The organism is Micromonospora sp. DT227, from assembly GCF_049841835.1.
Classification (GTDB): domain Bacteria; phylum Actinomycetota; class Actinomycetes; order Mycobacteriales; family Micromonosporaceae; genus Micromonospora.
Map to the genome: position 1 here is coordinate 227,046 of NZ_JBNCLA010000010.1, position 24,992 is coordinate 252,037.

Genomic DNA, 24,992 nt, shown 5'->3' on the forward strand with positions numbered 1-24,992 from the left:
GGTTGCCCCCACCGGCCGCCCCGCCGTCAGGTACTGCTGGGTCTGGCGGCCTCCGCGTGCCGCCCGGGTGATGAGCCGGGCGGCCACGGGGGCGGTCAGACTGCGATGAGCAGTGCGGACAGGAACAGCCAGCCGATGTGCCACGACTGGTCGAGGGCGTACGCGCCGGTACCCAGCGACGGGTTGTCGTCCCGGTCCGGGCGGGGCGCACCGAGCCGCCAGAACCTCGCGGACCCGGTGGCCAGGGCCAGCCGGAACAGCGGGGTGCGCCGGTCGGCGATGTAGTGGCTGGCCAGGTTGACAGCCATCCCGGCGGTCAGCGTCCAGGGGTTCAGCGGCAGGCCGGCCACTGCGGCGACCAGGGCGAGCGCGGCGAGCTGCGTCGCGCCGTAGGTGACCACGTGCTTCACGCAGTTCCACCGGCCAACCCACCCGGGCAGGCCCTTGTGGTCGGCCTGGTGCTGCGTCTGGATCCAGTGGTCGGCGACCTGGTGGCCGGCGTACAGCGCGGCGAACACGGCGGTGAAGTCGGCGGCGCCCATCAGTGCGTCTCCACGATCGCGCCGCGGGCGACCCGCTCCCGGTTGGCGGCGGCCAGGCCGTACAGGTTCTCCCGGTGCACGGCCGGCAGAGCGGCCAGCGCCTCCCGGCCCTGCTCGCTGCGCGACAGACCCCTCAGCAGCGCGTCGGCGGCCACCTGCTCCGCCTCCGCTGCGGTCATCCGGCGGGGCATCAGAACCGCCCACCGTTCCGCTGGCGGGGCACCCGCTGGAACGTCAGCGGACCGTCCTCCACTGCGGCGCGGTCGGCCTCAGGAGTGCGGTCGCCCCACTTGCCGTCCAGCCACCGCCACGCCGACTCCACCGTGGCCCGCTCAACCAGGCCGGCCAACTCGCCGACCGGCGGCTGCGCGTCCAGGATCGCCGTCAGCTCGGCGCGAAGCTCCTCGTCCTCCGCGTCCCGGATGAGCCGGAGCGCGACCCCCATCGCCCGCAGCTCCTGGGCCATCTCGGGGTCCTCGTGCGGGTTGTCGAGCAGGTGCTGCACCCAAGCGATGTTCGCCCGGTCCTCGGCGGTGAGCACGAACCCGTCGGTCGTGTTGGTGGCGGTGAACGCCACGGTGTCGACGTCGGCCAGGTGGTCCGCCACGCGGGCGGTCCCGATCACCCGGGCGGTCACTTGGTCACCTCGACGCGGGCCGCCTCGATCTCGTCGGCGGTGGCCGGCACGCTGCACGACACGCTGACCGACCAGCCGGGCAGGCTCGGGTGCCGGGTCATCCGCGTGGAGTAGCCGGTGAGCGGCGTCGCGCTGTCGACGCTGTGGGCGCGCTCGCTGCGGGCGGCGGCCGGCAGACCCAGGTAGGCGGCCCACCGGTCGACGGCGCCGGTGTCGCCGGTGTCGAACTTCAGGTACAGGGCGTGGAAGCTGTAGAGGTCGATCTGCTCCGGGAGGGGCAGGCCCATGACGGTGCAGCCGATGATGAGGCTCCACGCGGCTTCGCGGTCGGCGGGGGTGGTGGTGCTGGTGTCGGCCGGGGTGTTGGTGTTGGCCGGGCTGAGGGTGGAGGATCGCATTTCGGTTCTCGCTCCCTGTTCGGAGGGGGTTGAGGGCAAGTGGTCCGGTTCGGAGTTAGCGGCTCCGGCCGGGCCCACTTTTTGGGCACACCATGGGCACAAGAGGTAGTGAAACCATGTGATGCGCCGTGACCTGAGGTGGACTGTTTGCGCAGGTCAACGCCAGATTCGCGGACGTTCGCGCAGGTCAGGGACTCAGCGGAATTTCTTCAACGCCAAGTAGCCCGGTCTCGGCGCTTGATCCACTCCACGTCGTCGCAGTTCGTCCGGTTCGAGGTGGGCGGCGTCGGCCAGGAGGTCGGCTCCCGTCAACGCCCGGGTGGCCACCGAAGGCACCTCGGGAGCCCGCTCGGCCACCACCTCCCCATCGACATATATCAACCCCGTCGGTAGGGTCTCCGGTAGGAAAGTTTCGCCGTACGGGAGGTGGGCATGCCCCGACGAGAGCGCGCGGTTGCCGCCGCGTTGGCCATTGGAGCGACAACGATCGCCTTGGGCACCACGCCGGCCCAGGCCGACCCGGTGGTGCCACGGCACGCCATCGTGATCTGCCAGAGCGCCAGCTTCTACGCCAACTACGACTCCGCCGGCGGTCCGACCGGCCTGAAGCGCACCCTGTTCTACGGCAACAAGATCGGCCACACACCGGGGGCGCACCCGGTCTACAACGGGTGGGCGGCTTCCTTCGACTTCGGCCCCAACGACTGGGGCTACCTGCGCGCCGAGTGCATCGGTGGGTACGACTCGTGGTGAGCCGGCGTAGCACCCGGGTGGCCGCCGGCCTGCTGGTCGCAGTCGTCGCCGCGACACTCGCCATGCCGACCCCGGCGCAGGCCGCCAACGGCACGATCGGGGAGCGGGAAACGGTGTGCGCGAGTGACCTGTTCGTCCGCACTCAGCCCGTCGGTGCCTGGATGGGCACCCTCTATCAGGGTCAGACGTTCCTGGTCGAGGGTCCCCGCAGCGGCGGCTACGTCTACGGCTTTGCCTACGGTCACATCAACCGGCGCGGCTGGGTGCAGGACGGCTGGTTCTGCTGATCGTGCCTGCTGGCCGGACAGGGGTGTCCTGATCGGGCCGTGACGGCCTCGAACTCCGACGTCACTTGGGTTTGGCGTCGGGCGTGGCGTGGGCATGGAGACGGCCACCGCGTTGATCATCGATGGATTGTGAAGACAATCGAGGGGTCACGGTGCCAGGCTACGGGCCCGTGGAACACGTCGTCGGGATTGGGTTCGACCGCCTGAGTGGACATGGTCGGCCCCGGCTGGGGACCATGCGTGCGTGGCGGTGGAGGTGTGGGCGGCGGTGACGTCGTTGGGCGGCGTGGCCATCGGCGGCGGGCTCTCCTATCTGGTGCAGCATTCGACCCAGCGGATGGCGGCCCGGACCGAGCAGCGTAGACAGGATCTGGCCCGGGCGGAGGCCCGGCGGGCCGAGCGGCTGGCGCTGGTGGAGCGGTTCGTCACGGTGGGGGCCGACGCCGAACGGTACGCGTTCACCCGCCCCGACCGGTGGGAGGACGGCGAGGAGTGGCCGACGCAGACGCAGTCGGTGATGAACCAGTTCTGGGTCGCGGAGCGGATGATCCGCCTGCTGTTCCCGATCCCGGTGCACGACGCCGCCCGGGCGTACTTCCTGGTGCTCAACGGCGCCGTGTGGGAGGGGGTGCCGGACGGGCAGGACGCGCGGGAGCTGTTCGAGTGGCCGCGTCTGGCCTTCCTGGACGCGGTGCGCGAGGCGCTCGGCGCCTGACGTCGGATTCTGTCCCAGATCGGCATCACTCGGAAGGGTTCTCACATCCTCTTCCGGTTATATGAGCAACTGTCCGGTCCTAACGTGAGGGCGCACGCCGACCCGATCGAGAGGCCACGACCATGCATGACATCTCGCGTCGCAAGCTGCTCCAGGCGACGGCCGCTGTGGGCGCCGGAGCGGTCGTCGCCCCGGCTGTGCTCGGCGGGCCCGCCCAGGCGGTCACCGGCACCGACGGCTCCGGGGCGCCCGTCTGGGCCGAGTGCCCGCCGGCGCAGTTGACCGGCCGCATCGTGCGGTTCGGTGACCCCGACTATCCGACCGCGAGCCTCGGCTGGGACGAGTTGTTCGTCCGCAACCCGCTGGTCATCGTGTTCGCGCAGAACACCCAGGACGTGGTGAACGCGCTCACCTGGTCGCGGCAGAACAACGTCGCGCTGCGGGTACGCAGTGGCCGGCACAGCCTTGAGGGCTGGTCGAACGTGGACAACGGCATCGTGATCGACGTCAGTGAGCTGAAGTCCGCCGAGATCAACCGTGCGGCGCTCACCGCGCGCGTCGGTGCCGGGCTCAACCAGTTGGAGGCGGTCACCGCGCTCGCCCAGCAGGGTCTCGCGGTGACGACCGGTACGGAGGGCAGCGTGGGCCTGTCCGGGGCGACCCTGGGCGGGGGTTTCGGCTTCCTGACCCGCTGGCTCGGCATGGCCTGCGACAACCTGATCGGGGCGGAGGTCGTCGTCGCGTCGGGCGCCAACGGCGCCAGGGCGGTCGAGGTGGACCTGAGAAACCACGCGGACCTGCTCTGGGCCCTGCGCGGGGCGGGTAACGGCAACTTCGGCATCGTCACCTCGCTGACCTACCGCGTGGCCCCGCTGCGCGGCGTCGCCTACCTCCAGGCGACCTGGTCGGGCCTGGACGACCTGCGGGGCGTCTTCGACCGGTGGCAGCGCACCGCGCCGTTCACCGATGTGCGCCTCGGCTCCCAGTTGGAGATCCACCGGTCGCAGATCCTGCTGTTCGGTGTGCTCGCCGAGGGCACCGAGGCGGAGGCGCGGAGGCTGCTGGCGCCGGTCCTGTCGGTCGGCAGTCCGCAGGTCACGGTGCAGATCGGCGGCTGGGGCGACATCTATGCCGGGTTCCAGATCCCGACCCAGGACGAACCGGCGAACTGGAAGTTCTTCTCCCAGTTCACCCGCCGGCCGTTCCCGCCGGAGGCGATCGAGATCATCCGCTCGTTCATGGCGGTCGCGCCCACCGACGACAGCAACTTCTTCACCCAGGCGTTCGGAGTCGGCGCGCAGGCGAAGCAGCCGGCCGGCGGCTCGGCGTTCCCGCACCGCGACGCGATCTTCTACTCCGAGCCGGGCGCCGGCTGGGGGACCCGGGGAGTGCCGGACAGCGGCGACGCCCTGACCCCGGCGGCCCAGGCGTGGATCGCCGAGTTCAGCCAGGCGCTGCGGCCCTACGTGGACGGCGCCTACGTCAACGTGCCGAACATCGGTATGCAGGAGTGGGAGACGGCGTACTGGGGGCCGAACGTGGAGCGCCTCCGCCGGCTCAAGGCGTGGTACGACCCGCACAACGTCTTCCAGTACGAGCAGAGCATCCCGCCCGCGTCCTGCTGAGCCAGGGCCGCGCCCGGCCGGATCGCTGCCCGGGCTCCGCCTCGGCTCGACCGCCTTGTGAAAGAGGCCCTGGTCGCGCGCGGGCTCACCGCTCCCCGGGCGGCCGGGGAGCGGTACGGAGGATGTCGCGGGCCTGTTCGGCGGCGCGGGTGATGTTCTCGCTGATGAAGTCGAGGAAACGGGCGATGTTCTCCAGCCGGGCGGCGGCTGGGGTGTCGGGTCCGAGCAGGGCGACGCCCTGGCGGGCGACGGCGACGAGTTGGTCGTTGGCCCGTGCGCTGGCGATCGTCGCCTGGTAAAAAAGGTCGTCGTCCACGACGTAGCGCTCCCGGCGGCTGTCGTCGCGTTCCCGGCGGACCAGGCTCTGCCCCGCGAGGAAGGCGATCGCCTTGGAGACGGAGGCGGGGCTGACCTGGAGGTGCCGGGTGAGGTCGGCCGCGGTGAGGCTGCCCTCGTCGCTGGTGAACAGGCAGGTCAGGACCCGGGCAGCCATCGTCGGCAGGCCCGAGGCCAGGAGGACGGTGGTCAGCGTCTCCTCGTACTCGGTCAGGGCCTCGGCGTCGCGTCCTCGCGGCTGGGGGAGTGACTCCGACCCCCGGAGGGCGGCGGTCGTGCGCCGCCGGGCGCGACGTTCGGTGGCGCGGTGGGCCAGTTCGGCGCGGTAGGCGGTGGGGCCGCCGTTGCGCATCACCTCCCGGGTGATCGTGGAGGTCGGACGCTCGAGTCGTCGCGCGATCTCCGCGTAGGCGAGGCTCTCGGCCAGCCCTGACGCGATCCGCTGGCGCTCCTGCTGGGTGAGTCTGCTTCCCGGCACGTCGAACTCCTCCCGTCCGGCCCGCGTTCGGTGGGCAGCATAGCGTTCACTACCAGGCTGTTGCAACGGAAGCTGTCGGCCATGTTGCATTACCTCGCAGCCTGTTGCAATGATTGAAACGGTATGAGCTGGATAAACGCTCTCTGAGTGCAACGAGTCTGTTGCCGCAATGTGGAAAGCAACGTAGCGTTTCCGGTGTTGGAAACAAGCACCGGAACCCTGGGAGAGCACCGTGCCGACGTTCGCCACCCCCGCCCCCATCTCCGCCGTCCTGGACGTCCCCGCCGGGCGTATCCAGGTCATCGCCGCGGACCGCGCCGACACCAGCGTCGAGGTCCGACCCGCGGACGCCGCCCGCAGCCGCGACGCCCGCAGCGCGGAGCAGGCGGTCGTCAGCTATGCCGACGGCGTCCTGCGGCTCCACGTCCCCGAGCCCGCCGGCCGGATCATCGGCGCCCCCGGATCCGTCGAGGTCACCGTGCGGATGCCCGCCGGCTCCGACCTCCAGGCCACCTCCGGCGCCGTCGAGGTACGCGGCGTCGGCCGCCTCGGCGACGTCACCGTCGACGGCGCGTACCGGCAGGTGAAAATCGACGAGGCCGCGAGTGTGCACCTGACCGCGACCGACGGCGACGTCGAGATCGGCCGACTCACCGGCGCGGCGGAGATCAGCACCGCGCGGGGCGACATCCGGATCGCCGAGGCGGTACGCGGCACGGTCGTGCTCCGCACCCGCTCCGGCGACATCACCGTCGCCGCCGCCAGCGGTGTCCCGGCCAGCCTGGACGCCGGCACCGACCACGGCCGCGTCAGCAACGCCCTGCGCAACGACGGCGCCCCCGTGCTCGACATCCGGGCCACCACCTCGCACGGCGACATCACCGCCCGCAGCCTCTGACGCATCCCCACTCAATTGCAGGAGCAGGATCATGATGAAGAACGCGTGGACCGGGAAGGTACCCGTCGAGGACACCGCCCTGGCGGTCACCGACACCGGCGGCGACGGCGTCCCCGTGCTGTACCTCAACGGCCAGTTCGCCACCCAGGGCTACTGGCGGCGGGTCATCGCCGACCTGGGCGACGGCTGGCGGCACATCACCTACGACGAACGGGCCCGCGGCCGGTCGCAGCGGTCGGCGGACTACTCCTTCGCCGCCGCCGTCCGCGACGTCGACGCCGTGCTCGCGGCTCGGGGCGTGCACCGGGCGCTGCTGGTGGGCTGGTCCTACGGCGCCGTCGTCGGCGCGCACTGGGCCGAGCGCAATCCCGACCGTACGGTGGGCGCGGTCCTGGTCGACGGCGCGTTTCCCTACGACTGGCTCGACGAGGCCATGGAGCTGCGGATTCGAAAGCTGTTCAAGCGGATGGGCTGGTTCACGCCGCTGCTGCGCCCCACCGGCCTGACCCCGCGGATGAGCGCCGCGCAGCAGGCCGAGAGCAACATCGAGCTCGGCCGACTGTCCCGGGAACGCGAACTGGGCCCGGTGCTCGACCGGATCACCGTCCCGGTGCGTTACGTGGTCGCGTCGGGCACGTCTCTCGGCAGCCGCGGCGACGAGCAGGAACGGATCCGCGCCGGGCTGGACGCGGTGACCGCCCGCAACCCGAACATCCGGATCAGCGCGAAGGTCGCCAGCAACCACGGCGCGCTGCTCAAGAAGGACGCCCCGGCCATCGTCGCGGCCGTCCGCGAGGTCGCCGCCCTCGCCGACGCGGCGACGACCGACCGGTGACGGGCGATCATGACGTGGTGGTGGCGAGTCGGACGGCGGTCACCGCCACCGTCATGGTCAGCGGTCCGGCGCGGAGTTGCGCCGGCGGTGGGAGAGCCGGTGCTGGAGCCAGGTCACGACCAGCTCGTCGAAGCCGGGCGCCCGCGCACCCCGGACCCGGACACCGTGGTCGGCGCCCGGGAACACCACGATCGTGTGGTCGGTGTGCCGGGCGTCGACGAGGATCCGGTCGAGGGCGCGCACGCTGGCCCCGACCGGGACCTGCACGTCGTCGGCGCCGAAGATCGCCAGCAACGGGCAGCGCAGGGCGGCGAGCGCCGGCTCCGGGTCGTGCTCGGCGATGCCGGCGAGGAAGGCGATCGAGGCGGGCGACGTGCCGGCGAGCAGCGGATACCAGGGCGCCTCGTGCCAGCGGGCCTGCGCGGCGTGCACAGCGGCCGGGTCGTCGCCGGCCCGAACCCGATCGATCTGCTCGTGGAACAGTGCCAGCGCCTGACGGGCGTCGTCGGCGGTGAAGCCCGTCGCGGTGAGTTGGTGACCCAGCCGGTACTCCTCCTGCGCCACCACGCCGACGCCGGGACCGGACACGCTCACCACCGCGGCGACGGCGGCGGGGGAGCGGGACGCGGCGAGCGGCGCCACCCAGCCGCCCTGACTGTGTCCGATCAACGCGACCGGACACGACCCGATGTCTCGCCTCGCGCGCAGGGCGGCCACCGCGGCCAAGGTCTCGTCGGCCCGGTCAACCAGGCTCTGCCGGGTCCAGTCGCCGGTGGACGCGCCGGAGCCGGGTTTGTCGTAGGCGAGGCTGGCGAAGCCGGCGGCGGCCAGTCGGGTCTGCCACTCCCGCTGGTCGCGACCGCCCGGGCCGGAGCCCTCGACGAAGACCACCGCCGGGTACGGCCCCGGCCAGGGTGGCCGGACCAGGTCGCCGACCAGCACGTCGTCGCCGTGGCGGAAGGACAGTTCCGTCGTCTCCGGGGCGAACAGCACGGTCAGCTCGTGCGCGGCGCGTACATGATGATCGCGACGCCGACCAGGCAGATGGCCGCGCCGGCGAGGTCGTAGCGGTCGGGCCGGAACTTGTCGACGAGCATGCCCCAGGCGAGCGACCCGGCGACGAAGACGCCGCCGTAGGCGGCGAGGATGCGCCCGAAGTTCGGGTCGGGCTGGAACGTGGCCACGAAGCCGTAGACGCCGAGCGCGATGATCCCGCCCGCGATCCAGAGCAGGCCGCGGTTCTCCCGCCAGCCCTGCCAGACCAGCCAGGCGCCGCCGATCTCGGCCAGCGCGGCGACCAGGAACAGCAGGATGGATCGCGCGACGGTCATGGGTCCGACCGTACCGTGGCGATCTTGCCGCCGGGTCGACAGGCGCAGTCGCCGCCCGCGCAACCGGCGCGGTGGCCGCGCCGGGCGGCCCACCACCAGGACAGGCCGGCGAGCCCGGCCAGGGCGACGGCGGTCCCGGGCAGGAAGCGGGTCACGGTCGCCCAGCCACCGCCGGCCAGGATCCCGGCGGCCAGCAGGAGCGGCAGTACGCAGCACGCGGCGCAGGCCGCGCCGGCGAGCCCGGTGAGGCTGGTGGGCAGCAGACGGCGCAGCCGGTCAACGGGGTTCGGCACGGTCGGTCCTCTCGGCGGGGTCGACGAAGGGCAGCGGGCAGCAGGAGCTGCCGGCGCAGGCGATCAGGTCGTCGCAGCCGGCCGAGATCGCGGCCCGCAACGTGTCGCGGATGACGGTGAGGTCCGTCAGCCGCTGTTCCAGCTCGGCGAGTTTCTCCCGGGCGAGGGCCCGCAGGCCGGCGTCGCGGCCGGGCCGGTGCCGGCCGGCGTCGAGCAGGTCGGCGACCTCGGCGAGGGTGAAGCCGAGACGCTGGGCGGTCTTGACGACCCGCAGCAGCGTGACGGTCTCGGCGGGATAGAGCCGGTGCCCGCCCGGCGACCGTCGTGGCGCGTCGAGCAGTCCGCGACGTTCGTAGTAGCGCAGCGTCTGCACGTTCACCCCGACCGCGTCGGCGAGCTGGCCGCTGCGCAGGTCCGTCACGGTCGGGGCGCGGGCGCGGCCCGCTCGGTGAGCGCGTCGAGCACGTCGACGTGGGCGGCCGGCACCCGGATGTCGAGCGTCAGCGCGTCGCCGTCCGGCCGGGCGAGCGCGAACGTGAAGAACGAGCAGCACGCGGACTCGCGAGCGATCAGGTCCCGGAGGGCCGGCTCGGCCGTGGTGTCGAGGCGCAGCCGCAGGTGCCGGGCCGAGCGCCGGTCGACATCGTGGACGGCATCGCGGAACAGCCGGTCGAACTCGGCCAGCCGCAGCGGCCGGTCGGGGGTCGGCAGGGTGCAGGCGTCGGGCACCCAGGAGGCGCCGGGTTCGTCGGTCACGCCTCGACGGTAGGCCCGTACCCCGGTACCGGATGCAAGTCCCCGATGGTGAAGATCCAGTCGAGGCCGTCCTCGCCGGGGGTGTCGAGGTGGACGGCGCGGCGCAGCCCGGCGCGTTCGGCGACCCGCCGGGAGGCGACGTTGTCCGGACGGACCCGGGCGACCACCGGCAACCCCGGGCCGCCGCCGGCCCGGAGCGCCGGAGGCGGTCAGTACGCGTAGGTGACCGAGATGGTGGCGGCCGGGCAGTTGTTCGCCCAGCTGGTCAGCGCGCTCTTCTCCGCGCTGTCCACGGTGAGCCGCCAGCGGATCTTGACCGCCACCCACTCGCCGACGTAGCGGCAACGGGCCGAGGCGTACGGCGGCAGCCAGGTGGCCGGGTCCTGGTCGCCCTTGGCCTGGTTGACGTTGTCGGTCACCGCGGCCAGGGCGCGCGCGTCCCCCAGGTCGTTCGCGTACGCCTGGCGGCGGCTGGTGGTCCAGTTCCGGGCGCCGGAGTCCCAGGCCTCGGCGAGCGGGACCATGTGGTCGATGTCCAGGTCGCCGGTGGCCGTCCAGGTGGCGTTGTCGTAGTAGGAGTACCACCGGCCGCCGGAGAGCGTGCAGGTGCCGCTGATCGTGGGCTTCGTGGTGGCCTCGGCGTAGAGCACCTCGTTGCGGGTGTGGCAGCCGTCGCCGTCGGCGTCGATCCAGTGCGGGAACAGGTCACGGCTGTAACCGGTGCGGACCTCGGTGGCGACGGACAGGCCGGCGACCGCGGTGGTGAGCGACGCGGAGTAGCCGGCGGCGGGGGCGGGCTGGGCGAGGCCGAGGGTGGTGGCCAGGATCGCGGCGAGGCTGATGGCCGTGGCGCGCAGGTTGCGGGACATGGGACTCCATCCGTACGGGAATGGCGCGACTGTCCCATCCATATAGACAGATGTGGACGTCATGGTCCAGGCCGATCTCGGTGAACATCGCCTGACCATCGGCGCCGCGCCCGAGGACGACACGAATTCGACTGTGCCGGCCGGCCCGGCGGGCTACCTTCGCAGAAGAGGCGGCAGCGCCGCGTCCACGCCTGCGCCGTCCGATTGACGCGGTCGAGACGGCCGGTGACGAGCCTGGGGTACGACGAAAGGGGCGCCAGATGGCCGACGAGGTGACGTCGAAGGTGCCGCCCGACCAGGGCCCCGTCCTGGCCGCGCCGGTCCGGTCGACGCCGGCCGGCCCGCCGAGCAGCCTGGACCTGTGGGCCCGCGCCCAGATCCTGCACCGCTGCTTCGGCGACGACGACGGCGAGCCGCACATCATGCGCGGCCTGGACTAGCCGCTCAGCGCACCGCCGCGCCCGCGCGGGCCAGCGCGTCCCGCCAGGACCGGGTGTGGAACGCGGCGGCCCCGTTGAACGCCAGGTCGAGGAAGCCCGGCCCGTCGCCGGAGGGCGGCGTCCGGTGCGCCCAGAACTCGTCCAGCCCGCGCCGCTGGTCGGGGCTGGGCGACGGCGAGATGTCCGACCCCCGCCCGACCACGTCGTACCGCCGGCCGTCGACGGTCAGCAGCAGCGTGCCCAGCCGGGTCAACCGCCCCCGCACCTGGCCGACGGGCGCCGCGAACACCTCCGCGCCGTGCCGGTCCCGGGCCCGCAGCCGGCCCTGGTCGAGCGTCATCAACACCGGCACGCACCGCCGGCCGTTCCAGAGGCTGCGCCGCCAGTAGACGACGCTGGCGAGCGTCACGTCGGGATCCACGGCCGGGACTGTACCGGGGGCGCTCCACGGTGGCCGGCGGTGGCTACCCTGCCGGCGTGACCCGACGATCATGGTTCCTCGTGCTCGCCGCCGCGCTCGGCGTCGCGCTGCTGGCCGCCTGCGGCGGCGTGACCTGGCTGGCCCGCACCGGTGACGGCGAGGAGCGGGACTGCGCGGCACGGGTCGCCGCCGAGGAGGCGAAGGTCCGCACCGACCGGCGGTGGACCGACGCCGACGTGCCGGGCATCGGCGCGTACCCGGAGATCCACTGGCAGGTCGACTATCCGAGTTTCGCCTGCTCCCGCGCGCCCGGCCCGACCGACCGGCGCTACCAGGCGGTGGTGCGGCTGACCCCGGCCGACGCCCGCGCGCTCGCCGCCGCGTACACCTGGACGCCGGTGACCGGCGCGGCGCCCGAGGTGTGGCCGGCGCTCGCCGGGTACGTGCCGGCCGGCGTGCGCTGGCACCGCAGCGCCGACCACGACGCGGGCGCCGCCGAGGTGCGCTTCGACCCCGGCGCGGCGCTGCTGCTGATCACCGCCGTCGACACCTGATGAACGTTCGCCGCCGCCGATGCGTGAGAGCCGGTGGATACCGGGGTACTGCGCGGAACACAGGTTGGACAGCCGGGAGGTAGTCGTGGGGGACAGGACGGGACGTCGGCGGCTCGGGCCGCTCGCCGGGCTGGTGGTGGCCGCGGTGGTGGCCGCCGGCTGCATGGGCGGCGGGCTCGACCAGGGCGAGCCGCAGCAGCCCGCCCCCGAGCGCAGCGGGCGAGCGGCGTCCCCCGGCGCGGAGACCACCCGGGCCGACGGCACCACCAGCGTCGCCGAGTTCAAGCAGGACTTCTCCGACGCGGTGGCCGGCGCCGAGCAGTACTGGACCGCGCAGTTCCGCTCCTCCGGGGAACGCTTCCGGCCGATCCGACGGGTGGTGGCGTACACCCGGGCCGGTGAGGTGTCCTGCGGCGGGCAGCCACTGCCGCGTAACAACGCCGTCTACTGCTCGGCCGGCGACTTCATCGCCTACGACGTGAACTGGTCGGTGTCGGCGTTCCGGCAGATCGGCGACGCGTTCCTGTTCTACCTGCTCGGCCACGAGTACGCGCACGGCGTGCAGACCCGGCTCGGCATCCGCTACGACTACACCATCCAGCAGGAGTTGCAGGCCGACTGCATGGCCGGGGCCTACCTGGGCGACAGCGTGCGCGCCGGGTCGCTCAAGGTGGAGGACGGCGACCTGGACGAGTTCCGGGAAGGGCTGCTGGCGGTCGGCGACGACCCGGACCAGCCGTGGTTCGCCGAGGGCGCGCACGGCACCGCCGAGCAGCGCAGCGAGAAGTTCTTCGCCGGTTACGAGAACTCGCTGAAGGCGTGCGACCTCGGCTGATGCCACAGGTCACCCCGGCCGGCGGCGCCGCCGGCCGGGCCGGGTCCGGCTGGCAGGATCGGTGGGGCACACCCACCGAAGGAGGCCCCCGCTGAGCAGCCCACACCCCGCCGCCGTGCTCTTCGACATGGACGGCACGCTCGTCGACAGCGAGAAGCTGTGGGACGTCGCGTTGCAGGAGCTGGCCGCCGTCTACGGCGGCACGCTCTCCGCCGAGGCCCGTCACGCGATCATCGGCACCGCGATGGCCGACTCCATGCGGATCGTGCACGCCGACCTGGGCCAGCCGGACCGCGACCCGCAGGCCAGCGCCGACTGGATCAGCGCGCGGATCCTCGACCTGTTCCGCACCGGGCTGCGCTGGCGTCCCGGCGCGTTGGCGCTGCTGCGCGCCGTCCGGGCCGCCGGCATTCCCACCGCGCTTGTCACCTCCAGCGGCCGGTCCCTGGTCGAGGTCGCGCTGGAGACCCTCGGCCGGGACAGCTTCGACGCGGTGGTCTGCGGCGACGAGGTTGGCGAGGCCAAGCCGCACCCGGAGCCGTACCTGACCGCCGCGAAGCTGCTGGGCGTGCCGATCGAGCGGTGCGTGGCGATCGAGGACTCACCGACCGGCGTGGCGAGCGCACTGGCCGCCGGCGCGGCGGTGCTGGCCGTACCGGCCGAGGTGCCGCTGCCGCCGACCGACGGCGTACACCAGGTGGAGAGCCTCACCGCGGCGGACCTGGAGCTGCTCGCCGCGCTGCTGAACCGGTAGGCCGAGGGGCCCCTCCCACCGGGAGGGGCCCCGCCGTGCGCCTCAGTCGTGGGCGATGGCGCCGAGCACGTTGATCCGCGCGGCCCGGATCGCCGGCAGCACCGCCGCGACCACGCCGATGATCGCGGCCAGCACCAGGAACGTCACCATCTGGCCCCAGGGCAGGACCAGGTCGGTGATGCCCTCGTCCTTGAGCGCCCGCACCACCGCCGCGCCGAGACCGGTGCCGACCACCACGCCGAGCAACGCGCCGAAGATCGAGATCACCACCGCCTCGACCGTGATCATCCGCATGGTCTGGGCCCGACGCAGGCCGATCGCCCGCAGCAGACCCAGCTCACGGGTGCGCTCCAGCACCGACAACGCGAGCGTGTTGATGATGCCCAGCACCGCGATCACGATGGCCAGCGCCAACAGGATCTGGATCATCCGCAGCGGCGTGTCGAGCTGACTGGTCTGCTGCTTGATGAACGCCGCCCGGTCCGCCACCGACACCTCCGGGCTGTCCGCCAGCAGCCGCTCGACCTGCGGCTGCACCGCGCCCACCGAGGTACCCGGGGCGAGCTGCACGAAGCCCTGGATGGGCTGCGGGATGGCGAAGTCGGCGGTCGCCTGCGGCGGCAGCACCACCGGGTTGGTGAGCTGGGAACTCTCATAGATGCCGCTGACCGTGTACGTGCGGGCCTCGCCGCGGGACAACTGCACCGGCACCGTCGAGCCGACCGACAGGTTGCGGGACTTCGCGGTGTCCGAGCTGAGCAGCATCTGGTCCGGCGCCAGCCGGCTGATGTCACCGGCGGTGGCCTTCGCCCCGAAGATCCGCTCCAGCGCCGCCACGTTGCTCGACGCCGCCACCCAGGTCCGCTCGCCGCCCACCGTGGCCATGTCGCCGTACTCGCCGTCGACCAACTGCACGCCCGGGATCGCGGCGGTCTTCTCCAACACCGCCGCGTCGAAGCTCGCCGGACGCGGCCCGGACGAGGCGCCGGAGATCACCAGCTCGGCCTTGATCCGGTCCTCGGCGAGCGCGCTGATGCTGCCCTTCGCCGAGTCCAGGATCACCGTCACGCCGGTCACCAGCGCGATGCCCACCATCAGCGCGGCAGCGGTGATCGCGGTCCGACGCGGGTTACGGCCCGAGTTCAACCGGCCCAGCTTGCCCGGCACCGACCAGGAGAAGATCGCGCCGAGCAGCGACACCACCGGCCGACTGATCACCGGCGTCAGCAGCGCCACCCCGATGAACGCGAACAGCACGCCGCCGAGGATGGTCGCCAGCGTGTTGCCGCCGGCGTTGCCGCTGAGGCCGAGGAAGAGCAGCACCGCGCCGACCGTGGTGACCACCGCGCCGCCGACGGTCACCTTGGTCAGCGGCCGGTCCGGCGTGGCGACGTCCTGCATCGCGGCGATCGGGGGGATCCGCGCGGCGCGCAGCGCCGGCAGCAGCGCCGCGACCACCGTGATCAGCAGACCGACCGCGAACGCGCCGATCACCGCCGCCGGCGGCACCCCGAGCCCGGCCAGCGTGAGACCACCGGCGAGCTTCCCGAACAGGTACGCCAGCAGCGCGCCCACCCCGATGCCGGCGGCCAGGCCGAGCACCGAGGCGATCAGACCCACCGCGACCGCCTCCAGCACCACCGAGCCGATGACCTGCCGGCCGCTGGCCCCGATGGCCCGCATCAGCGCCAGCTCACGCGTGCGCTGGGCCACGATGATCGAGAAGGTGTTGAGGATCAGGAACGTGCCGACCAGCAACGCCACCGCGGCGAAACCGAGGAGGATCTTGTTGAAGAACGACAACCCCTCCTTCAGCCCGGCCGAGGCGTCGTCGGCGAGCTGGTCGCCGGTCTTGACGTCGTAGGCGCCGCCCAGCGCGCCGGACACCTCGTCACGCAGCGCCTCCGGCGTGGTGCCGTCCGCCCGCGCGGTGACGTTGGAGAACACGTCCGGCTTGCCGAGCATCAACCGCTGCGCGACAGGCGTGGTGAACGCGACCTCGTTCGCGCCGCCCACGGAGTCCCGGCCACCGCTGTAGCCGAACACGCCGACCAGCGTGAACTCCTTCTTCGGCGACAGGGTCAACACGCCGACCCGGTCACCGACCCGCACGCCGGCCGCCTTCGCCAGCGCGGCGTTGACCACGATCTCGTCGTCGGCCTGCGGGCCGCGCCCCTCGCGCAACGACACCAGGTCGCTCTCGCCCAGCCAGTTCTCGCCCAGCTGCGGCGGCCCGAACGAGGTGACCACCTTGCCGTTGCCGCCGATCAGCCGCGCGCCGTCGGCCGCCACCACGCCGCGCACGTCCGCCGCGCCCGGCACCGCCTTCACCCGGTCCACGAGCGACGCCGGCACCGGGCCGGCCACCTGCTCGCCCTCGGTCTCGGAGACCTCGACCTTCGGCTTCGCCGCCACGTTCACGTCCACGTCGGCGTAGGCGTCGGCGAAGACCGCGTCGAACGAGCGGCCCAGCGTGTCGGTGAGAACGAACGCGCCGGAGACGAACATGACGCCGAGCACCACCGCCAGCCCGGACAGCAGCAGGCGCAGTTTGCGCGCCAGCAGGCTCTTCAGCGTTGCCCGGAACATCAGTTGCCCACCTCGACCGGCGCGTCCAGCTTCTTCATCGTGTCCAGCACCGTGTCGGCGGTCGGCTCGATCAGCTCCGAGACGATCTGCCCGTCGGCCAGGAAGACCACCCGGTCGGCGTACGCGGCGGCGGTCGGGTCGTGGGTCACCATGACGATCGTCTGGCCGTGCTCGCGTACCGAGCTGCGCAGGAAGTTCAGCACCTCGGCGCCGGACCGGGAGTCCAGGTTGCCGGTCGGCTCGTCCGCGAAGATCACCTCGGGGCGGGCGACAAGCGCCCGCGCGCACGCCACCCGCTGCTGCTGGCCGCCGGAGAGCTGCGCCGGGCGGTGCCCGAGCCGATCCCGCAGCCCGACCGTGTCGATCACCGTGTCGTACCAGGCCGGGTCGGCCTTGCGGCCGGCGATCGACAGCGGCAGCAGGATGTTCTCCTGCGCGGTGAGCGTCGGCAGCAGGTTGAACTGCTGGAAGATGAAACCGACCTTGTCCCGGCGCAGTTTCGTCAGACCCGAGTCGTTGAGCCCGGTCACCGTCGTCTCACCGATCATCACGGTGCCCCGGGTCACCGAGTCCAGACCGGCGAGGCAGTGCATCAACGTCGACTTGCCCGAGCCCGACGGCCCCATGATCGCGGTGAACCGGCCGCGTTCGAACTCGGCGCTCACCCCCCGCAGCGCGATGACCTGCGCCTCGCCGCTGCCGTACACCTTCCACACGTCGTTCGCCCGGGCCGCGGCCTGCGCCTGCCGGCCTACCGTCGCGGTCACGTCATCTACCTCTTCCGTCTGGCTTGCTGATCCGCACCGCCCCCGCTGGTCGGTGCGGCAGTTCCATCCTCGGTGCCGCCGGCCCCGGAACCGTCCGACCCCGGGCGGAATCCGTGCCGAACTTCCGGTGAGGGTCGCCCCCCAGGCCGGCTCAGGGTGATCCCTGACCGACCGGCGACGCCGACGGTAGAACCTCACGCCGCGTCACGGTCAACCCCACGCCGCCGCCGTTGGTGACGGTACGTGAGCGCCGCCACCTATTTCCCCGGCCGCACCAGCCCCGTCTCGTACGCCAGGACCACCGCCTGCACCCGGTCCCGCAGCTTCAACTTGGTCAGCACGTGCCCGACGTGCGTCTTGACAGTGGTCTCGCTGACCGACAGCGCCCGGGCGATCTCGGCGTTCGACAGCCCGCGCGCCACCTGCACCAGCACCTCCCGCTCCCGGTCGGTCAGCGGGTCCAGCACCCGCGGCCGGCTGGCCGCCGGATCCGGCAGCACGTCGGCGAAGCGGTCCAACAGCCGGCGCAGGATCCGCGGCGCCACCACCGCCTCCCCGGCCGCCACCGTGCGGATCGCGGTCACCAGATCCTCCGCCGGCACATCCTTGGCCAGGAAGCCGCTCGCCCCGGCGCGCAACGCGCCGACCACGTACTCGTCCAACTCGAACGTGGTCAGCACCAGCACCCGTACCGGCAGTCGGGCGTCCACGATCGCCCGGGTCGCGGCCACCCCGTCCATCCGCGGCATCCGGATGTCCATCAGCACCACGTCGGGCAGCAACCGCCGGGACAGCTCCACCGCCTCCACGCCGTCGCCCGCCTCGCCCACGATGTCCAGGTCGTCCTCGACCCCCAGCACCATCCGGAACCCGGCACGCAGCAACGGCTGGTCGTCGGCGAGCAGGACCCGAACCGGTCGGGGCGCGGCGGCGTCGGTCATCGTCTCCCTCGTCGTGCTGGACGGCGGTCAGCCCGGAACCGGGTCGGCCGGACGCGGCGGTCGCCGGGCGCACACACCCGGGGACCACCGCCGGGCGTCGACCGGTCCGCAGGAACCCACCGTAGAGGGCGACCGGTTCCCGCATACCGACCGCACCGGATCCGATCCAATCGCCCCACCCACCGCCGCCCACCCGCCCCGTCCCGCCCTGCCCCGCGCTCACCCGCCCCGCCCTGCCCCGCCCTGCCCCGCCCCGCGCTCACCCGCCCCGCCCGCCGGCTCCACCCACCGCTTTCACGGAAAGCGTGCCCATGAGGGCTCCTGGGCGCCCGCTTTCACGGAAAGCGTGCTCATTGAGGTCTCTTGACGCACGCTTTCCCCGAAAGCGGTCCCATCGGGTCCGCGTGACCCGCCGTCGGGAGAAGCGAGCCCGTCCGGAGCGGAGTAACACTTTCTGGGAAAGCGTGGGTATCAGCGCCGGCATGGCCCCACTTTCCGGGAAAGCGGGGCCATGCCCGGGGGGAGAGAGGCGGGCGCGCGGCGTCGGGTGGGGCGCACGGGCGGGCGTGGGTGGGAGAGGAGAAGGCGCGCACGGGCGGGATGGGTGGGCGCGCTGCCCTGGTGGATCGGGGCGCCCGGGCAGGGGCGGGGTGGGCGCTGCGCTGGCGTAGCGGGGACGACCCGCCCGTCGACGGATCCGGGCCCCGGGGGCTCAACCGGCGGGGACGGGCCTCACTCGTCGGCGCCGGGGCTGGCCGGTCGGGAACGGGCGTCCACCAGCGGGTCGGGCGCGGCGGCGGCCACCGGGAACGGCGGCGGCGTGCCGCCGAAGGTCGGGCAGAGCGCCTGGTAGCTGCACCAGTCGCAGAGCCGGCTCGGCCGGGGACGGAAATCCTGCCGCGCGGTGGCCTGCTCGATCGCCCGCCACAGCGCCACCACCGTGCGCTCGAAGCGCACCAGCTCGTCGGCGTCGGGCGCGTAGTCGCAGACCTCGGCGTCCTTGAGGTAGAGCAGGCGCAGCACCCGCGGCACCACGCCCCGGGTCCGCCACAGCACCAGCGCGTAGAACTTGAGCTGGAACAGCGCCCGTGCCTCGAACGCCTCGCGCGGCGCGCCGCCGGTCTTGTAGTCGACCACCCGCAGCGCGCCGTCCGGGGCCACGTCGAGCCGGTCGAGATAGCCGCGGATGAGCAGCTCGTCGTCGACCACCGCGGAGATCAACGCCTCGCGCTCGGCCGGCTCCAGGCGGCGCGGGTCCTCCACCGCGAAGTAGCCCTCCAGCAGCCCCGCCGCCGACCGCAGGAAGCCCTCCACGCCGACCGGGTCGTCGTCGGCGAACAGCGTCGCCAGCTCCGGCTCCTCGGTGACCAGCCGGTCCCACTGCGGGGCGACCAGATCGCCGGCCGACTCCGGGGTGCGTGCCGGGGCCGGCAGGTCGAACAGCCGCTCCAGCACGGCGTGCACCAGCGTGCCCCGGGCCTGCTCGACCGTGGGGCGCTCCGGCAGCCGGTCGATGCTGCGGAACCGGTAGAGCAGCGGGCAGGTCTTGAAGTCGGCCGCCCGCGACGGCGACAACGACGCCCGCACCGTGACCGGCGTCGGTGCCGCCGTCGGGTCGCCCTGCGTGTCGATCACCGGTTCCGCCGTCATGCCCGGAAGGTTAGGCCACCGGTGTGACACCACCACCGTCGCCGTGCCGGACCATGATCTACAGACGCGTAGCATCGCCGGGGTGGACCAGCGGACCCGACGGCCGCGCCGGCCCGGGCTGAGCCTCGGCCGGGTCTTCGGCGTGCCGCTGCGCGCCGACGCGTCGATGCTGCTGCTCACCGTCGTGGTCACCGTGCTCTACGCGGCGCTGGCCCGCCGCCAGCTCGACCTCGGCCCGCTCGGCGGTTACCTGGTCGGCTTCGGCTTCGTCGTCTCGCTGCTCGGCTCCGTGCTGCTGCACGAGCTGGGACACGCGCTCACCGCCCGCCGGTTCGGCATCGGTGTGCGGGGAATCACGCTGGAACTGCTCGGCGGGTACACCGAGATGGACTCCGACGCCCCCGACCCCCGGACCGAGCTGCTGATCTCCCTGGCCGGCCCGGCCGTGTCCGCGGTGCTCGGCGCCGGCGCGGTCGCCGCCACGCTCACGCTGCCCGCCGGCACCCTCGGCCACCAACTCGCCTTCCAGCTCGCGGTCAGCAACGTGGTGGTGGCGATCTTCAACAGCCTGCCCGGGCTGCCGCTGGACGGCGGGCGCGCGCTGCGCGCCGCGGTCTGGGCGCTCACCCGGGACCGGCACCGGGGCACCGAGGTGGCCGGCTGGGTCGGCCGGGCCGTGGCGCTGGGCACGCTGGCCCTGGTGGTGGCGCTCACGCTGCGCCGGGCGCTCGCCCCGCTGGCGTTGCCGCTGCTCCTGCTGGTCGCGTTGACGCTGTGGCGGGGCGCCGGGCAGTCCATCCGACTGGCCCGCATCGGTCGCCGGCTGCACCTGGTCGACCTGACCCGGCTGGCCCGCCCGCTGCTGCCGGTGCCCACCGGCACCCCGCTGGCCGAGGCGCAGCGCCGCCGCGCCGAGGCGGGCACGCCGGACGCCGCGCTCGCCGTGGTCGACTCCGCCGGCCGGACCGTGGCGCTTGTCGACCCGGCGCGCGCCGCCGGCGTACCCCCGGAACGGCGGCCGTGGCTCGCGGTGGACGAGGTGGCGCGCGGCCTGGCGGCGCTGCCCGCCCTGCCGGTCGGCGCGGACGGCGAGCGGGTGCTGGAGACCGTCCGCACCCACCCGGCCGCGCAGTACCTGGTGACGGCAGGCGAAGATGTGGTCGGCGTGCTCCACGTCGCGGACCTCGCCCAGCTCCTCGAACCGAGACGGAAGACGAACACGTGACCGTAGAGAACTCCACCGTCCCGGCGCTGCCCCCGGTCCACCGCGGGCCGTTCCGGATCGGCGACCGGGTCCAGCTCACCGACCCGAAGGGCCGGATGCACACCGTGACGCTGGAGCCCGGCAAGGAGTTCCACACCCACCGCGGGATCCTCAAGCACGACACGCTCGTCGGCCTGCCCGACGGCAGCGTGGTCACCACCGCCGGTGGCGGCACCGCCTTCCTGGCGCTGCGACCGCTGCTCTCCGACTACGTGCTCTCCATGCCCCGCGGCGCGCAGGTGATCTACCCGAAGGACTCGGCGCAGATCGTCGCGATGGGGGACATCTTCCCCGGCGCCAAGGTGCTGGAGGCCGGCGCCGGCTCCGGCGCGTTGTCCTGCTCGCTGCTGCGCGCCGTCGGCACCGAGGGGGAGCTGCACTCCTTCGAGCTGCGCGACGACTTCGCCCAGATCGCCCGGCGCAACGTCGAGGCGTTCTTCAACGGCCCGCACCCGGCCTGGCGGCTGCACGTCGGCGACGTCGCCGACTGCGCCGAGACCGGCTTCGACCGGATCATCCTCGACATGCTGACCCCGTGGGAGATGCTCGACATGGTCGAGCGGGCGCTGGTCCCCGGCGGCGTGCTGATCGGTTACGTGGCCACCACGCCGCAGCTCTCCGAGCTGGTCGAGGCGCTGCGCGAGCGCGGCGGCTGGACCGAGCCGCGCGCCTGGGAGTCGATGGTCCGCGACTGGCACGCCGAGGGCCTCGCGGTCCGGCCGGACCACCGCATGATCGCGCACACCGCGTTCCTGGTCTCCGCGCGCAAGCTCGCCCCCGGGGTCACCGCGCCGCCGCGCCGGCGCAAGCCCAGCAAGGGCGCCGAGGCGTACGCGCAGCGCCGCGACGCCCTGCGCGCCGCGGCGGCGGCCCGGCCGGCGGAGGAGCCCGACCAGTCCTGACCCCCGCCGCGCGAACCGCCACGGTCGGGCGGATCATGTGTGCCCGTGGGGACGACGACACCGGAGACGGTAAGCATGACAGAGCGGACCGGGACGCGCGGTGGGCGCGTCCGTCCCGGCCCCGGCGGTACCGGTCGACGGGAGGTGGCGTGAGCAGTCCCGGCTACGGCAACGGCGAGATGCCCGCCGTCTTCCCCGACTGGTCGCCCTACGCCGACCTGGAATCGGCCGCCCGGGCGTACCTGCGGGACCCCGACATCGCCCTGGAGGCGCTCGGTGGGGTGCTGCGCGGGGCCTCCGTGCTCGGCTTCACGCTGGAACGCTTCGTCAACGAGGTCAACGGGGTGTGGCAGGAGGTCGTCGTCTGCGACGGCAGCCGGCTGGTGCTCTGGCACGGCGAGGACGTGCCGCCGGGGGAGGGGCCGCCCGGCGCGATGACCTCGTCGCTGCGGGTGGTGCCGGTCTCCACGGTCACCGAGGTCGGCTGCCGGCGCCGGCTCACCCGCGCCGAGGACGGCACGGTCCGGGTCGACAGCATCGACGTGTACCTGCTGCTCAGCTCGCTTGACGAGGCGCCGCCGAGCGACGAGGCGGCCGGCACCCCGCGGCACGACGCGCTGCGCTTCGGCAAGACGCTCGACGACGGCGGCGCCGGGCAGATCACCCGGCTGGAGGAGTTCGCCCGGCTGGTGGCCTCGGTGGTCGGCCGGCCCATGCTCTGAAGCCGGCCCATGCTCCGAGTCCACCGGGGCTCTGAGCCGGTGACGGCCCAGGCGGCACGACGCGGGCCGGGGACGGCGTCCCCGGCCCGCGTCAGCCGTGCGTCAGTCCTCGGCCTCCGGGCCGGCCACCTCGACGCCGTCGCTGCCCCGCGTCACGTGGATGCACTCGCCCGGACACTCCTTCGCCGAGTCGATCACCTCGAGGCGCAGGTGCTCCGGCACGTCCACCCGGGCGCCCGGGGCCTGCCGCAGCTCGCCGTCCGGGCCCTTGACGTACGCCAGGCCGTCGACGTCGAACTCGAAGACCTCCGGCGCGTACTGCACACACAGTCCGTCACCCGTGCAGAGGTCCTGGTCGACCCAGACCTGCAACTGGTCGGTCGCGACGTCGGTCACGAAGCACCCCCCATGTTCTCCCGTCCCGGACTCTGACGGTACCCGAACGCCCGTACCCGCCCGTCGACCAGCCCTTGGCGATCAAGCTTCGGTGACGAGCGCGTTGCGGAGGACCGAATCGGGCTCATAGCGGCTAGTGTTAGCTCAGAACGTTCAAGCCCCCCGGGGAGGTGGGACGTGGCACGCAGCGACGACGCGGACTCGCGCGCCGCACGGTGGGAAAAGGAAGCCCACGATCTCTCCACGCAGGTCGCGTTCCTGCAAGAGGAACTCGCTCTGGTGCGGCGCAAGTTGACCGAAAGCCCCCGACACGTCCGGCAGCTCGAAGAGCGGCTGGCGGCCACCCAGGCACAGTTGGCGCGGCTGACCGAGAACAACGAGCGGCTCGTGAGCACCCTCAAGGAGGCTCGCGCGCAGATCGTGACGCTCAAGGAGGAGATCGACCGGCTCGCCCAGCCACCCAGTGGCTACGGCGTCTTCCTGGCGAAGCACGACGACGGCACGGTGGACGTGTTCACCGGCGGGCGCAAGCTCCGCGTCGCCGTCTCGCCCTCGCTGGAGACCGACGAGCTGCGCCGTGGGCAGGAGGTGCTGCTCAACGACGCACTCAACATCGTCGACGCGTTCGGCTTCGAGCGGGTCGGCGAGGTGGTGATGCTCAAGGAGATCCTGGTCGGTCCGGACGGCGCGCCGGGTGACCGGGCGCTGGTGGTCTCCCACTCGGACGAGGAGCGCATCGTGCACCTCGCCGAGACGCTGATCGGCAGCCCGATCCGGGCCGGCGACTCACTCATGATCGAGCCCCGCTCGGCGTACGCGTACGAGCGGATCCCGAAGAGTGAGGTCGAGGAGCTGGTCCTGGAGGAGGTGCCCGACGTCGACTACGAGGACATCGGTGGCCTCCAGGCGCAGATCGAGCAGATCCGCGACGCGGTGGAGCTGCCGTTCCTGCACGCCGACCTGTTCCGCGAGCACCAGCTCCGGCCGCCGAAGGGCATCCTGCTCTACGGTCCGCCCGGCTGTGGCAAGACGCTGATCGCCAAGGCGGTGGCCAACTCGCTCGCCAAGAAGATCGCCGAGCGGTTGGGCAAGGACCGGCACACCAGCTTCTTCCTCAACATCAAGGGTCCCGAGCTGCTCAACAAGTACGTCGGCGAGACCGAGCGGCACATCCGGCTGATCTTCCAGCGCGCCCGGGAGAAGGCCGGCGAGGGCACCCCGGTGATCGTATTCTTCGACGAGATGGACTCGATCTTCCGCACCCGCGGCTCCGGCGTCTCCTCCGACGTGGAGAACACCATCGTTCCCCAGCTGCTCAGCGAGATCGACGGCGTGGAGGGGCTGGAGAACGTCATCGTCATCGGCGCCTCCAACCGGGAAGACATGATCGACCCGGCGATCCTGCGGCCCGGTCGGCTCGACGTGAAGATCAAGATCGAGCGGCCGGACGCCGAGGCGGCCAAGGACATCTTTACGAAGTACGTCCTGGCCGACCTGCCGTTGCACGCCGACGACCTGGCCGAACACGGCAGCGACCCGCAGGCCACCGTGGCCGCGATGATCGACGCCGTCGTCCTGCGGATGTACTCCGAGACCGAGGAGAACCGCTTCCTCGAGGTCACCTACGCCAACGGCGACAAGGAAGTCCTCTACTTCAAGGACTTCAACTCCGGCGCGATGATCCAGAACATCGTCGACCGGGGCAAGAAGATGGCCATCAAGGAGTTCCTCACCTCCGGGCGCAAGGGGCTGCGGTTGCAGCACCTGCTCGACGCGTGCGTCGACGAGTTCCGGGAGAACGAGGACCTGCCCAACACCACCAACCCGGACGACTGGGCCCGCATCTCCGGCAAGAAGGGCGAGCGGATCGTCTACATCCGCACGCTCGTCTCCGGCGGCAAGGGCACCGAGGCCGGCCGGTCCATCGAGACCGCCAGCAACACCGGCCAGTACCTCTGAGACCGGCCCGACCGGGGCGGCGCCACACCGGCGCCGTCCCGGTCG

Annotated in this window: 33 protein-coding genes; 15 read left to right on the forward strand and 18 right to left on the reverse strand. The window is 72.7% G+C overall.

Annotation, left to right across the window (positions count from 1 at the left end; translation table 11 throughout):
• Positions 1 to 95: 95 nt before the first annotated feature.
• Genes ACLQ2W_RS28510 through ACLQ2W_RS28525 form a run of 4 tightly spaced genes read right to left on the reverse strand, consistent with a single transcriptional unit; the run spans position 96 to position 1,577 of the window.
• Positions 96 to 542, reverse strand: coding sequence for a DUF3307 domain-containing protein (locus tag ACLQ2W_RS28510; RefSeq protein ID WP_425790266.1), 447 nt, complete (start codon positions 540 to 542; stop codon positions 96 to 98).
• Positions 542 to 721, reverse strand: a complete 180-nt coding sequence (locus tag ACLQ2W_RS28515; RefSeq protein ID WP_425790268.1) for a hypothetical protein — start codon at positions 719 to 721, stop codon at positions 542 to 544. The genes ACLQ2W_RS28510 and ACLQ2W_RS28515 overlap by 1 nt, the downstream gene beginning before the upstream one ends.
• 11 nt (positions 722 to 732) lie before the next feature.
• The gene (locus tag ACLQ2W_RS28520; RefSeq protein ID WP_425790270.1) at positions 733 to 1,179 is read right to left on the reverse strand and encodes a hypothetical protein; all 447 of its coding nucleotides are present in this window, start codon (positions 1,177 to 1,179) and stop codon (positions 733 to 735) included.
• On the reverse strand, positions 1,176 to 1,577 hold the full coding sequence (locus ACLQ2W_RS28525) for a hypothetical protein (RefSeq protein ID WP_425790272.1): 402 nt from the start codon (positions 1,575 to 1,577) through the stop codon (positions 1,176 to 1,178). Before ACLQ2W_RS28525 ends, ACLQ2W_RS28520 begins: the two co-directional genes overlap by 4 nt.
• A gap of 432 nt (positions 1,578 to 2,009) precedes the next feature.
• Here ACLQ2W_RS28525 and ACLQ2W_RS28530 point away from each other — a divergent pair, with 432 nt between their 5' ends.
• From ACLQ2W_RS28530 to ACLQ2W_RS28545, 4 genes are all read left to right on the forward strand, one after another.
• On the forward strand, positions 2,010 to 2,330 hold the full coding sequence (locus tag ACLQ2W_RS28530; RefSeq protein ID WP_425790274.1) for a hypothetical protein: 321 nt from the start codon (positions 2,010 to 2,012) through the stop codon (positions 2,328 to 2,330).
• On the forward strand, positions 2,327 to 2,617 hold the full coding sequence (locus ACLQ2W_RS28535) for a hypothetical protein (RefSeq protein ID WP_425784715.1): 291 nt from the start codon (positions 2,327 to 2,329) through the stop codon (positions 2,615 to 2,617). Before ACLQ2W_RS28530 ends, ACLQ2W_RS28535 begins: the two co-directional genes overlap by 4 nt.
• Positions 2,618 to 2,861: 244 nt before the next feature.
• Complete coding sequence (locus tag ACLQ2W_RS28540) at positions 2,862 to 3,332, forward strand: hypothetical protein (RefSeq protein ID WP_425790276.1); 471 nt, start codon at positions 2,862 to 2,864, stop codon at positions 3,330 to 3,332.
• A 122-nt stretch (positions 3,333 to 3,454) separates the two neighbouring features.
• Entirely contained in the window at positions 3,455 to 4,957 is a 1,503-nt protein-coding gene (locus ACLQ2W_RS28545; protein WP_425790278.1) for an FAD-binding oxidoreductase, read from the forward strand.
• An 85-nt stretch (positions 4,958 to 5,042) separates the two neighbouring features.
• On the opposite strand, the gene ACLQ2W_RS28550 is transcribed toward ACLQ2W_RS28545, so the two are convergent.
• Entirely contained in the window at positions 5,043 to 5,771 is a 729-nt protein-coding gene (locus ACLQ2W_RS28550) for a helix-turn-helix domain-containing protein (protein ID WP_425790280.1), read from the reverse strand.
• Positions 5,772 to 6,003: 232 nt separating this feature from the next.
• Between ACLQ2W_RS28550 and ACLQ2W_RS28555 the strand changes: the two genes are divergently transcribed.
• Positions 6,004 to 6,669 (forward strand): DUF4097 family beta strand repeat-containing protein, encoded by a 666-nt coding sequence (locus ACLQ2W_RS28555; RefSeq protein ID WP_425790282.1) that lies wholly within the window; start codon positions 6,004 to 6,006, stop codon positions 6,667 to 6,669.
• A 31-nt stretch (positions 6,670 to 6,700) separates the two neighbouring features.
• Positions 6,701 to 7,504, forward strand: a complete 804-nt coding sequence (locus ACLQ2W_RS28560) for an alpha/beta fold hydrolase (RefSeq protein WP_425790284.1) — start codon at positions 6,701 to 6,703, stop codon at positions 7,502 to 7,504.
• A gap of 57 nt (positions 7,505 to 7,561) precedes the next feature.
• Here the strand turns inward: ACLQ2W_RS28560 and ACLQ2W_RS28565 are convergent, their stop codons facing one another.
• The 7 genes from ACLQ2W_RS28565 to ACLQ2W_RS28595 are packed head-to-tail and all read right to left on the reverse strand — an operon-like array spanning position 7,562 to position 10,753.
• Entirely contained in the window at positions 7,562 to 8,497 is a 936-nt protein-coding gene (locus ACLQ2W_RS28565; RefSeq protein WP_425790286.1) for an alpha/beta hydrolase family protein, read from the reverse strand.
• Between the two features lie 2 nt (positions 8,498 to 8,499).
• The gene (locus tag ACLQ2W_RS28570) at positions 8,500 to 8,835 is read right to left on the reverse strand and encodes a YnfA family protein (protein ID WP_405094037.1); all 336 of its coding nucleotides are present in this window, start codon (positions 8,833 to 8,835) and stop codon (positions 8,500 to 8,502) included.
• The gene (locus tag ACLQ2W_RS28575; protein WP_425790288.1) at positions 8,832 to 9,128 is read right to left on the reverse strand and encodes a hypothetical protein; all 297 of its coding nucleotides are present in this window, start codon (positions 9,126 to 9,128) and stop codon (positions 8,832 to 8,834) included. The genes ACLQ2W_RS28570 and ACLQ2W_RS28575 overlap by 4 nt, the downstream gene beginning before the upstream one ends.
• Entirely contained in the window at positions 9,112 to 9,549 is a 438-nt protein-coding gene (locus ACLQ2W_RS28580; RefSeq protein WP_425790290.1) for a MerR family transcriptional regulator, read from the reverse strand. The genes ACLQ2W_RS28575 and ACLQ2W_RS28580 overlap by 17 nt, the downstream gene beginning before the upstream one ends.
• Positions 9,546 to 9,884, reverse strand: coding sequence for a hypothetical protein (locus ACLQ2W_RS28585; RefSeq protein WP_425790292.1), 339 nt, complete (start codon positions 9,882 to 9,884; stop codon positions 9,546 to 9,548). Before ACLQ2W_RS28585 ends, ACLQ2W_RS28580 begins: the two co-directional genes overlap by 4 nt.
• Positions 9,881 to 10,051, reverse strand: coding sequence for a hypothetical protein (locus tag ACLQ2W_RS28590; RefSeq protein WP_425790294.1), 171 nt, complete (start codon positions 10,049 to 10,051; stop codon positions 9,881 to 9,883). The genes ACLQ2W_RS28585 and ACLQ2W_RS28590 overlap by 4 nt, the downstream gene beginning before the upstream one ends.
• A gap of 42 nt (positions 10,052 to 10,093) precedes the next feature.
• Positions 10,094 to 10,753 (reverse strand): HNH endonuclease family protein, encoded by a 660-nt coding sequence (locus tag ACLQ2W_RS28595; RefSeq protein ID WP_405094038.1) that lies wholly within the window; start codon positions 10,751 to 10,753, stop codon positions 10,094 to 10,096.
• Positions 10,754 to 10,805: 52 nt separating this feature from the next.
• On the opposite strand from ACLQ2W_RS28595, the gene ACLQ2W_RS28600 reads away from it, so the two are divergent.
• Both ACLQ2W_RS28600 and ACLQ2W_RS28605 read left to right on the forward strand, forming a co-directional pair.
• Positions 10,806 to 10,961 carry a hypothetical protein gene (locus ACLQ2W_RS28600; protein WP_425790296.1) on the forward strand — a complete coding sequence of 52 codons (156 nt, stop codon included), beginning with the start codon at positions 10,806 to 10,808 and terminating at the stop codon, positions 10,959 to 10,961.
• A 52-nt stretch (positions 10,962 to 11,013) separates the two neighbouring features.
• Positions 11,014 to 11,193, forward strand: coding sequence for a hypothetical protein (locus ACLQ2W_RS28605; protein WP_281940737.1), 180 nt, complete (start codon positions 11,014 to 11,016; stop codon positions 11,191 to 11,193).
• A gap of 4 nt (positions 11,194 to 11,197) precedes the next feature.
• Here the strand turns inward: ACLQ2W_RS28605 and ACLQ2W_RS28610 are convergent, their stop codons facing one another.
• Positions 11,198 to 11,614: a hypothetical protein gene (locus tag ACLQ2W_RS28610; protein WP_281940739.1), complete on the reverse strand. Its 417-nt coding sequence runs from the start codon at positions 11,612 to 11,614 to the stop codon at positions 11,198 to 11,200.
• Between the two features lie 56 nt (positions 11,615 to 11,670).
• On the opposite strand from ACLQ2W_RS28610, the gene ACLQ2W_RS28615 reads away from it, so the two are divergent.
• The 3 genes from ACLQ2W_RS28615 to ACLQ2W_RS28625 all read left to right on the forward strand — a co-directional run bounded on the left by ACLQ2W_RS28615 (position 11,671) and on the right by ACLQ2W_RS28625 (position 13,757).
• Complete coding sequence (locus ACLQ2W_RS28615) at positions 11,671 to 12,168, forward strand: hypothetical protein (RefSeq protein WP_425790299.1); 498 nt, start codon at positions 11,671 to 11,673, stop codon at positions 12,166 to 12,168.
• 85 nt (positions 12,169 to 12,253) lie between these two features.
• On the forward strand, positions 12,254 to 13,003 hold the full coding sequence (locus ACLQ2W_RS28620; RefSeq protein ID WP_425790300.1) for a neutral zinc metallopeptidase: 750 nt from the start codon (positions 12,254 to 12,256) through the stop codon (positions 13,001 to 13,003).
• A 115-nt stretch (positions 13,004 to 13,118) separates the two neighbouring features.
• Positions 13,119 to 13,757 carry an HAD family hydrolase gene (locus tag ACLQ2W_RS28625; protein ID WP_405094042.1) on the forward strand — a complete coding sequence of 213 codons (639 nt, stop codon included), beginning with the start codon at positions 13,119 to 13,121 and terminating at the stop codon, positions 13,755 to 13,757.
• A gap of 42 nt (positions 13,758 to 13,799) precedes the next feature.
• Here ACLQ2W_RS28625 and ACLQ2W_RS28630 read toward each other — a convergent pair whose 3' ends face one another.
• The 4 genes from ACLQ2W_RS28630 to ACLQ2W_RS28645 all read right to left on the reverse strand — a co-directional run bounded on the left by ACLQ2W_RS28630 (position 13,800) and on the right by ACLQ2W_RS28645 (position 19,704).
• On the reverse strand, positions 13,800 to 16,346 hold the full coding sequence (locus tag ACLQ2W_RS28630; protein WP_425790303.1) for an ABC transporter permease: 2,547 nt from the start codon (positions 16,344 to 16,346) through the stop codon (positions 13,800 to 13,802).
• Positions 16,346 to 17,113, reverse strand: a complete 768-nt coding sequence (locus ACLQ2W_RS28635) for an ABC transporter ATP-binding protein (protein WP_425790305.1) — start codon at positions 17,111 to 17,113, stop codon at positions 16,346 to 16,348. Before ACLQ2W_RS28635 ends, ACLQ2W_RS28630 begins: the two co-directional genes overlap by 1 nt.
• A gap of 257 nt (positions 17,114 to 17,370) precedes the next feature.
• On the reverse strand, positions 17,371 to 18,054 hold the full coding sequence (locus ACLQ2W_RS28640; RefSeq protein WP_425790307.1) for a response regulator: 684 nt from the start codon (positions 18,052 to 18,054) through the stop codon (positions 17,371 to 17,373).
• Positions 18,055 to 18,786: 732 nt separating this feature from the next.
• Positions 18,787 to 19,704: a RecB family exonuclease gene (locus tag ACLQ2W_RS28645; protein WP_425790309.1), complete on the reverse strand. Its 918-nt coding sequence runs from the start codon at positions 19,702 to 19,704 to the stop codon at positions 18,787 to 18,789.
• Positions 19,705 to 19,786: 82 nt separating this feature from the next.
• Between ACLQ2W_RS28645 and ACLQ2W_RS28650 the strand changes: the two genes are divergently transcribed.
• From ACLQ2W_RS28650 to ACLQ2W_RS28660, 3 genes are all read left to right on the forward strand, one after another.
• On the forward strand, positions 19,787 to 20,929 hold the full coding sequence (locus ACLQ2W_RS28650; RefSeq protein WP_425790311.1) for a M50 family metallopeptidase: 1,143 nt from the start codon (positions 19,787 to 19,789) through the stop codon (positions 20,927 to 20,929).
• Complete coding sequence (locus ACLQ2W_RS28655; protein ID WP_425790313.1) at positions 20,926 to 21,870, forward strand: tRNA (adenine-N1)-methyltransferase; 945 nt, start codon at positions 20,926 to 20,928, stop codon at positions 21,868 to 21,870. The genes ACLQ2W_RS28650 and ACLQ2W_RS28655 overlap by 4 nt, the downstream gene beginning before the upstream one ends.
• A 149-nt stretch (positions 21,871 to 22,019) precedes the next feature.
• Positions 22,020 to 22,592, forward strand: a complete 573-nt coding sequence (locus ACLQ2W_RS28660) for a hypothetical protein (RefSeq protein ID WP_343447548.1) — start codon at positions 22,020 to 22,022, stop codon at positions 22,590 to 22,592.
• A 102-nt stretch (positions 22,593 to 22,694) separates the two neighbouring features.
• Here the strand turns inward: ACLQ2W_RS28660 and ACLQ2W_RS28665 are convergent, their stop codons facing one another.
• On the reverse strand, positions 22,695 to 22,988 hold the full coding sequence (locus tag ACLQ2W_RS28665; RefSeq protein WP_107155586.1) for a ferredoxin: 294 nt from the start codon (positions 22,986 to 22,988) through the stop codon (positions 22,695 to 22,697).
• Positions 22,989 to 23,165: 177 nt separating this feature from the next.
• Between ACLQ2W_RS28665 and arc the strand changes: the two genes are divergently transcribed.
• Entirely contained in the window at positions 23,166 to 24,947 is a 1,782-nt protein-coding gene (gene arc / locus ACLQ2W_RS28670; RefSeq protein WP_107155587.1) for a proteasome ATPase, read from the forward strand.
• Positions 24,948 to 24,992 lie beyond the last annotated feature (45 nt).

What these genes read in the sequence shown, in the direction of transcription:
- ACLQ2W_RS28510 (WP_425790266.1), bottom strand. Translation starts at nt 542, where the DNA reads ATGGGCGCCGCCGACTTCACCGCCGTGTTCGCCGCGCTGTACGCCGGC.
- ACLQ2W_RS28515 (WP_425790268.1), bottom strand. Translation starts at nt 721, where the DNA reads ATGACCGCAGCGGAGGCGGAGCAGGTGGCCGCCGACGCGCTGCTGAGG.
- ACLQ2W_RS28525 (WP_425790272.1), bottom strand. Translation starts at nt 1,577, where the DNA reads ATGCGATCCTCCACCCTCAGCCCGGCCAACACCAACACCCCGGCCGAC.
- ACLQ2W_RS28530 (WP_425790274.1), top strand. Translation starts at nt 2,010, where the DNA reads ATGCCCCGACGAGAGCGCGCGGTTGCCGCCGCGTTGGCCATTGGAGCG.
- ACLQ2W_RS28545 (WP_425790278.1), top strand. Translation starts at nt 3,455, where the DNA reads ATGCATGACATCTCGCGTCGCAAGCTGCTCCAGGCGACGGCCGCTGTG.
- ACLQ2W_RS28560 (WP_425790284.1), top strand. Translation starts at nt 6,701, where the DNA reads ATGATGAAGAACGCGTGGACCGGGAAGGTACCCGTCGAGGACACCGCC.
- ACLQ2W_RS28570 (WP_405094037.1), bottom strand. Translation starts at nt 8,835, where the DNA reads ATGACCGTCGCGCGATCCATCCTGCTGTTCCTGGTCGCCGCGCTGGCC.
- ACLQ2W_RS28595 (WP_405094038.1), bottom strand. Translation starts at nt 10,753, where the DNA reads ATGTCCCGCAACCTGCGCGCCACGGCCATCAGCCTCGCCGCGATCCTG.
- ACLQ2W_RS28605 (WP_281940737.1), top strand. Translation starts at nt 11,014, where the DNA reads ATGGCCGACGAGGTGACGTCGAAGGTGCCGCCCGACCAGGGCCCCGTC.
- ACLQ2W_RS28630 (WP_425790303.1), bottom strand. Translation starts at nt 16,346, where the DNA reads ATGTTCCGGGCAACGCTGAAGAGCCTGCTGGCGCGCAAACTGCGCCTG.
- ACLQ2W_RS28640 (WP_425790307.1), bottom strand. Translation starts at nt 18,054, where the DNA reads ATGACCGACGCCGCCGCGCCCCGACCGGTTCGGGTCCTGCTCGCCGAC.
- ACLQ2W_RS28645 (WP_425790309.1), bottom strand. Translation starts at nt 19,704, where the DNA reads ATGACGGCGGAACCGGTGATCGACACGCAGGGCGACCCGACGGCGGCA.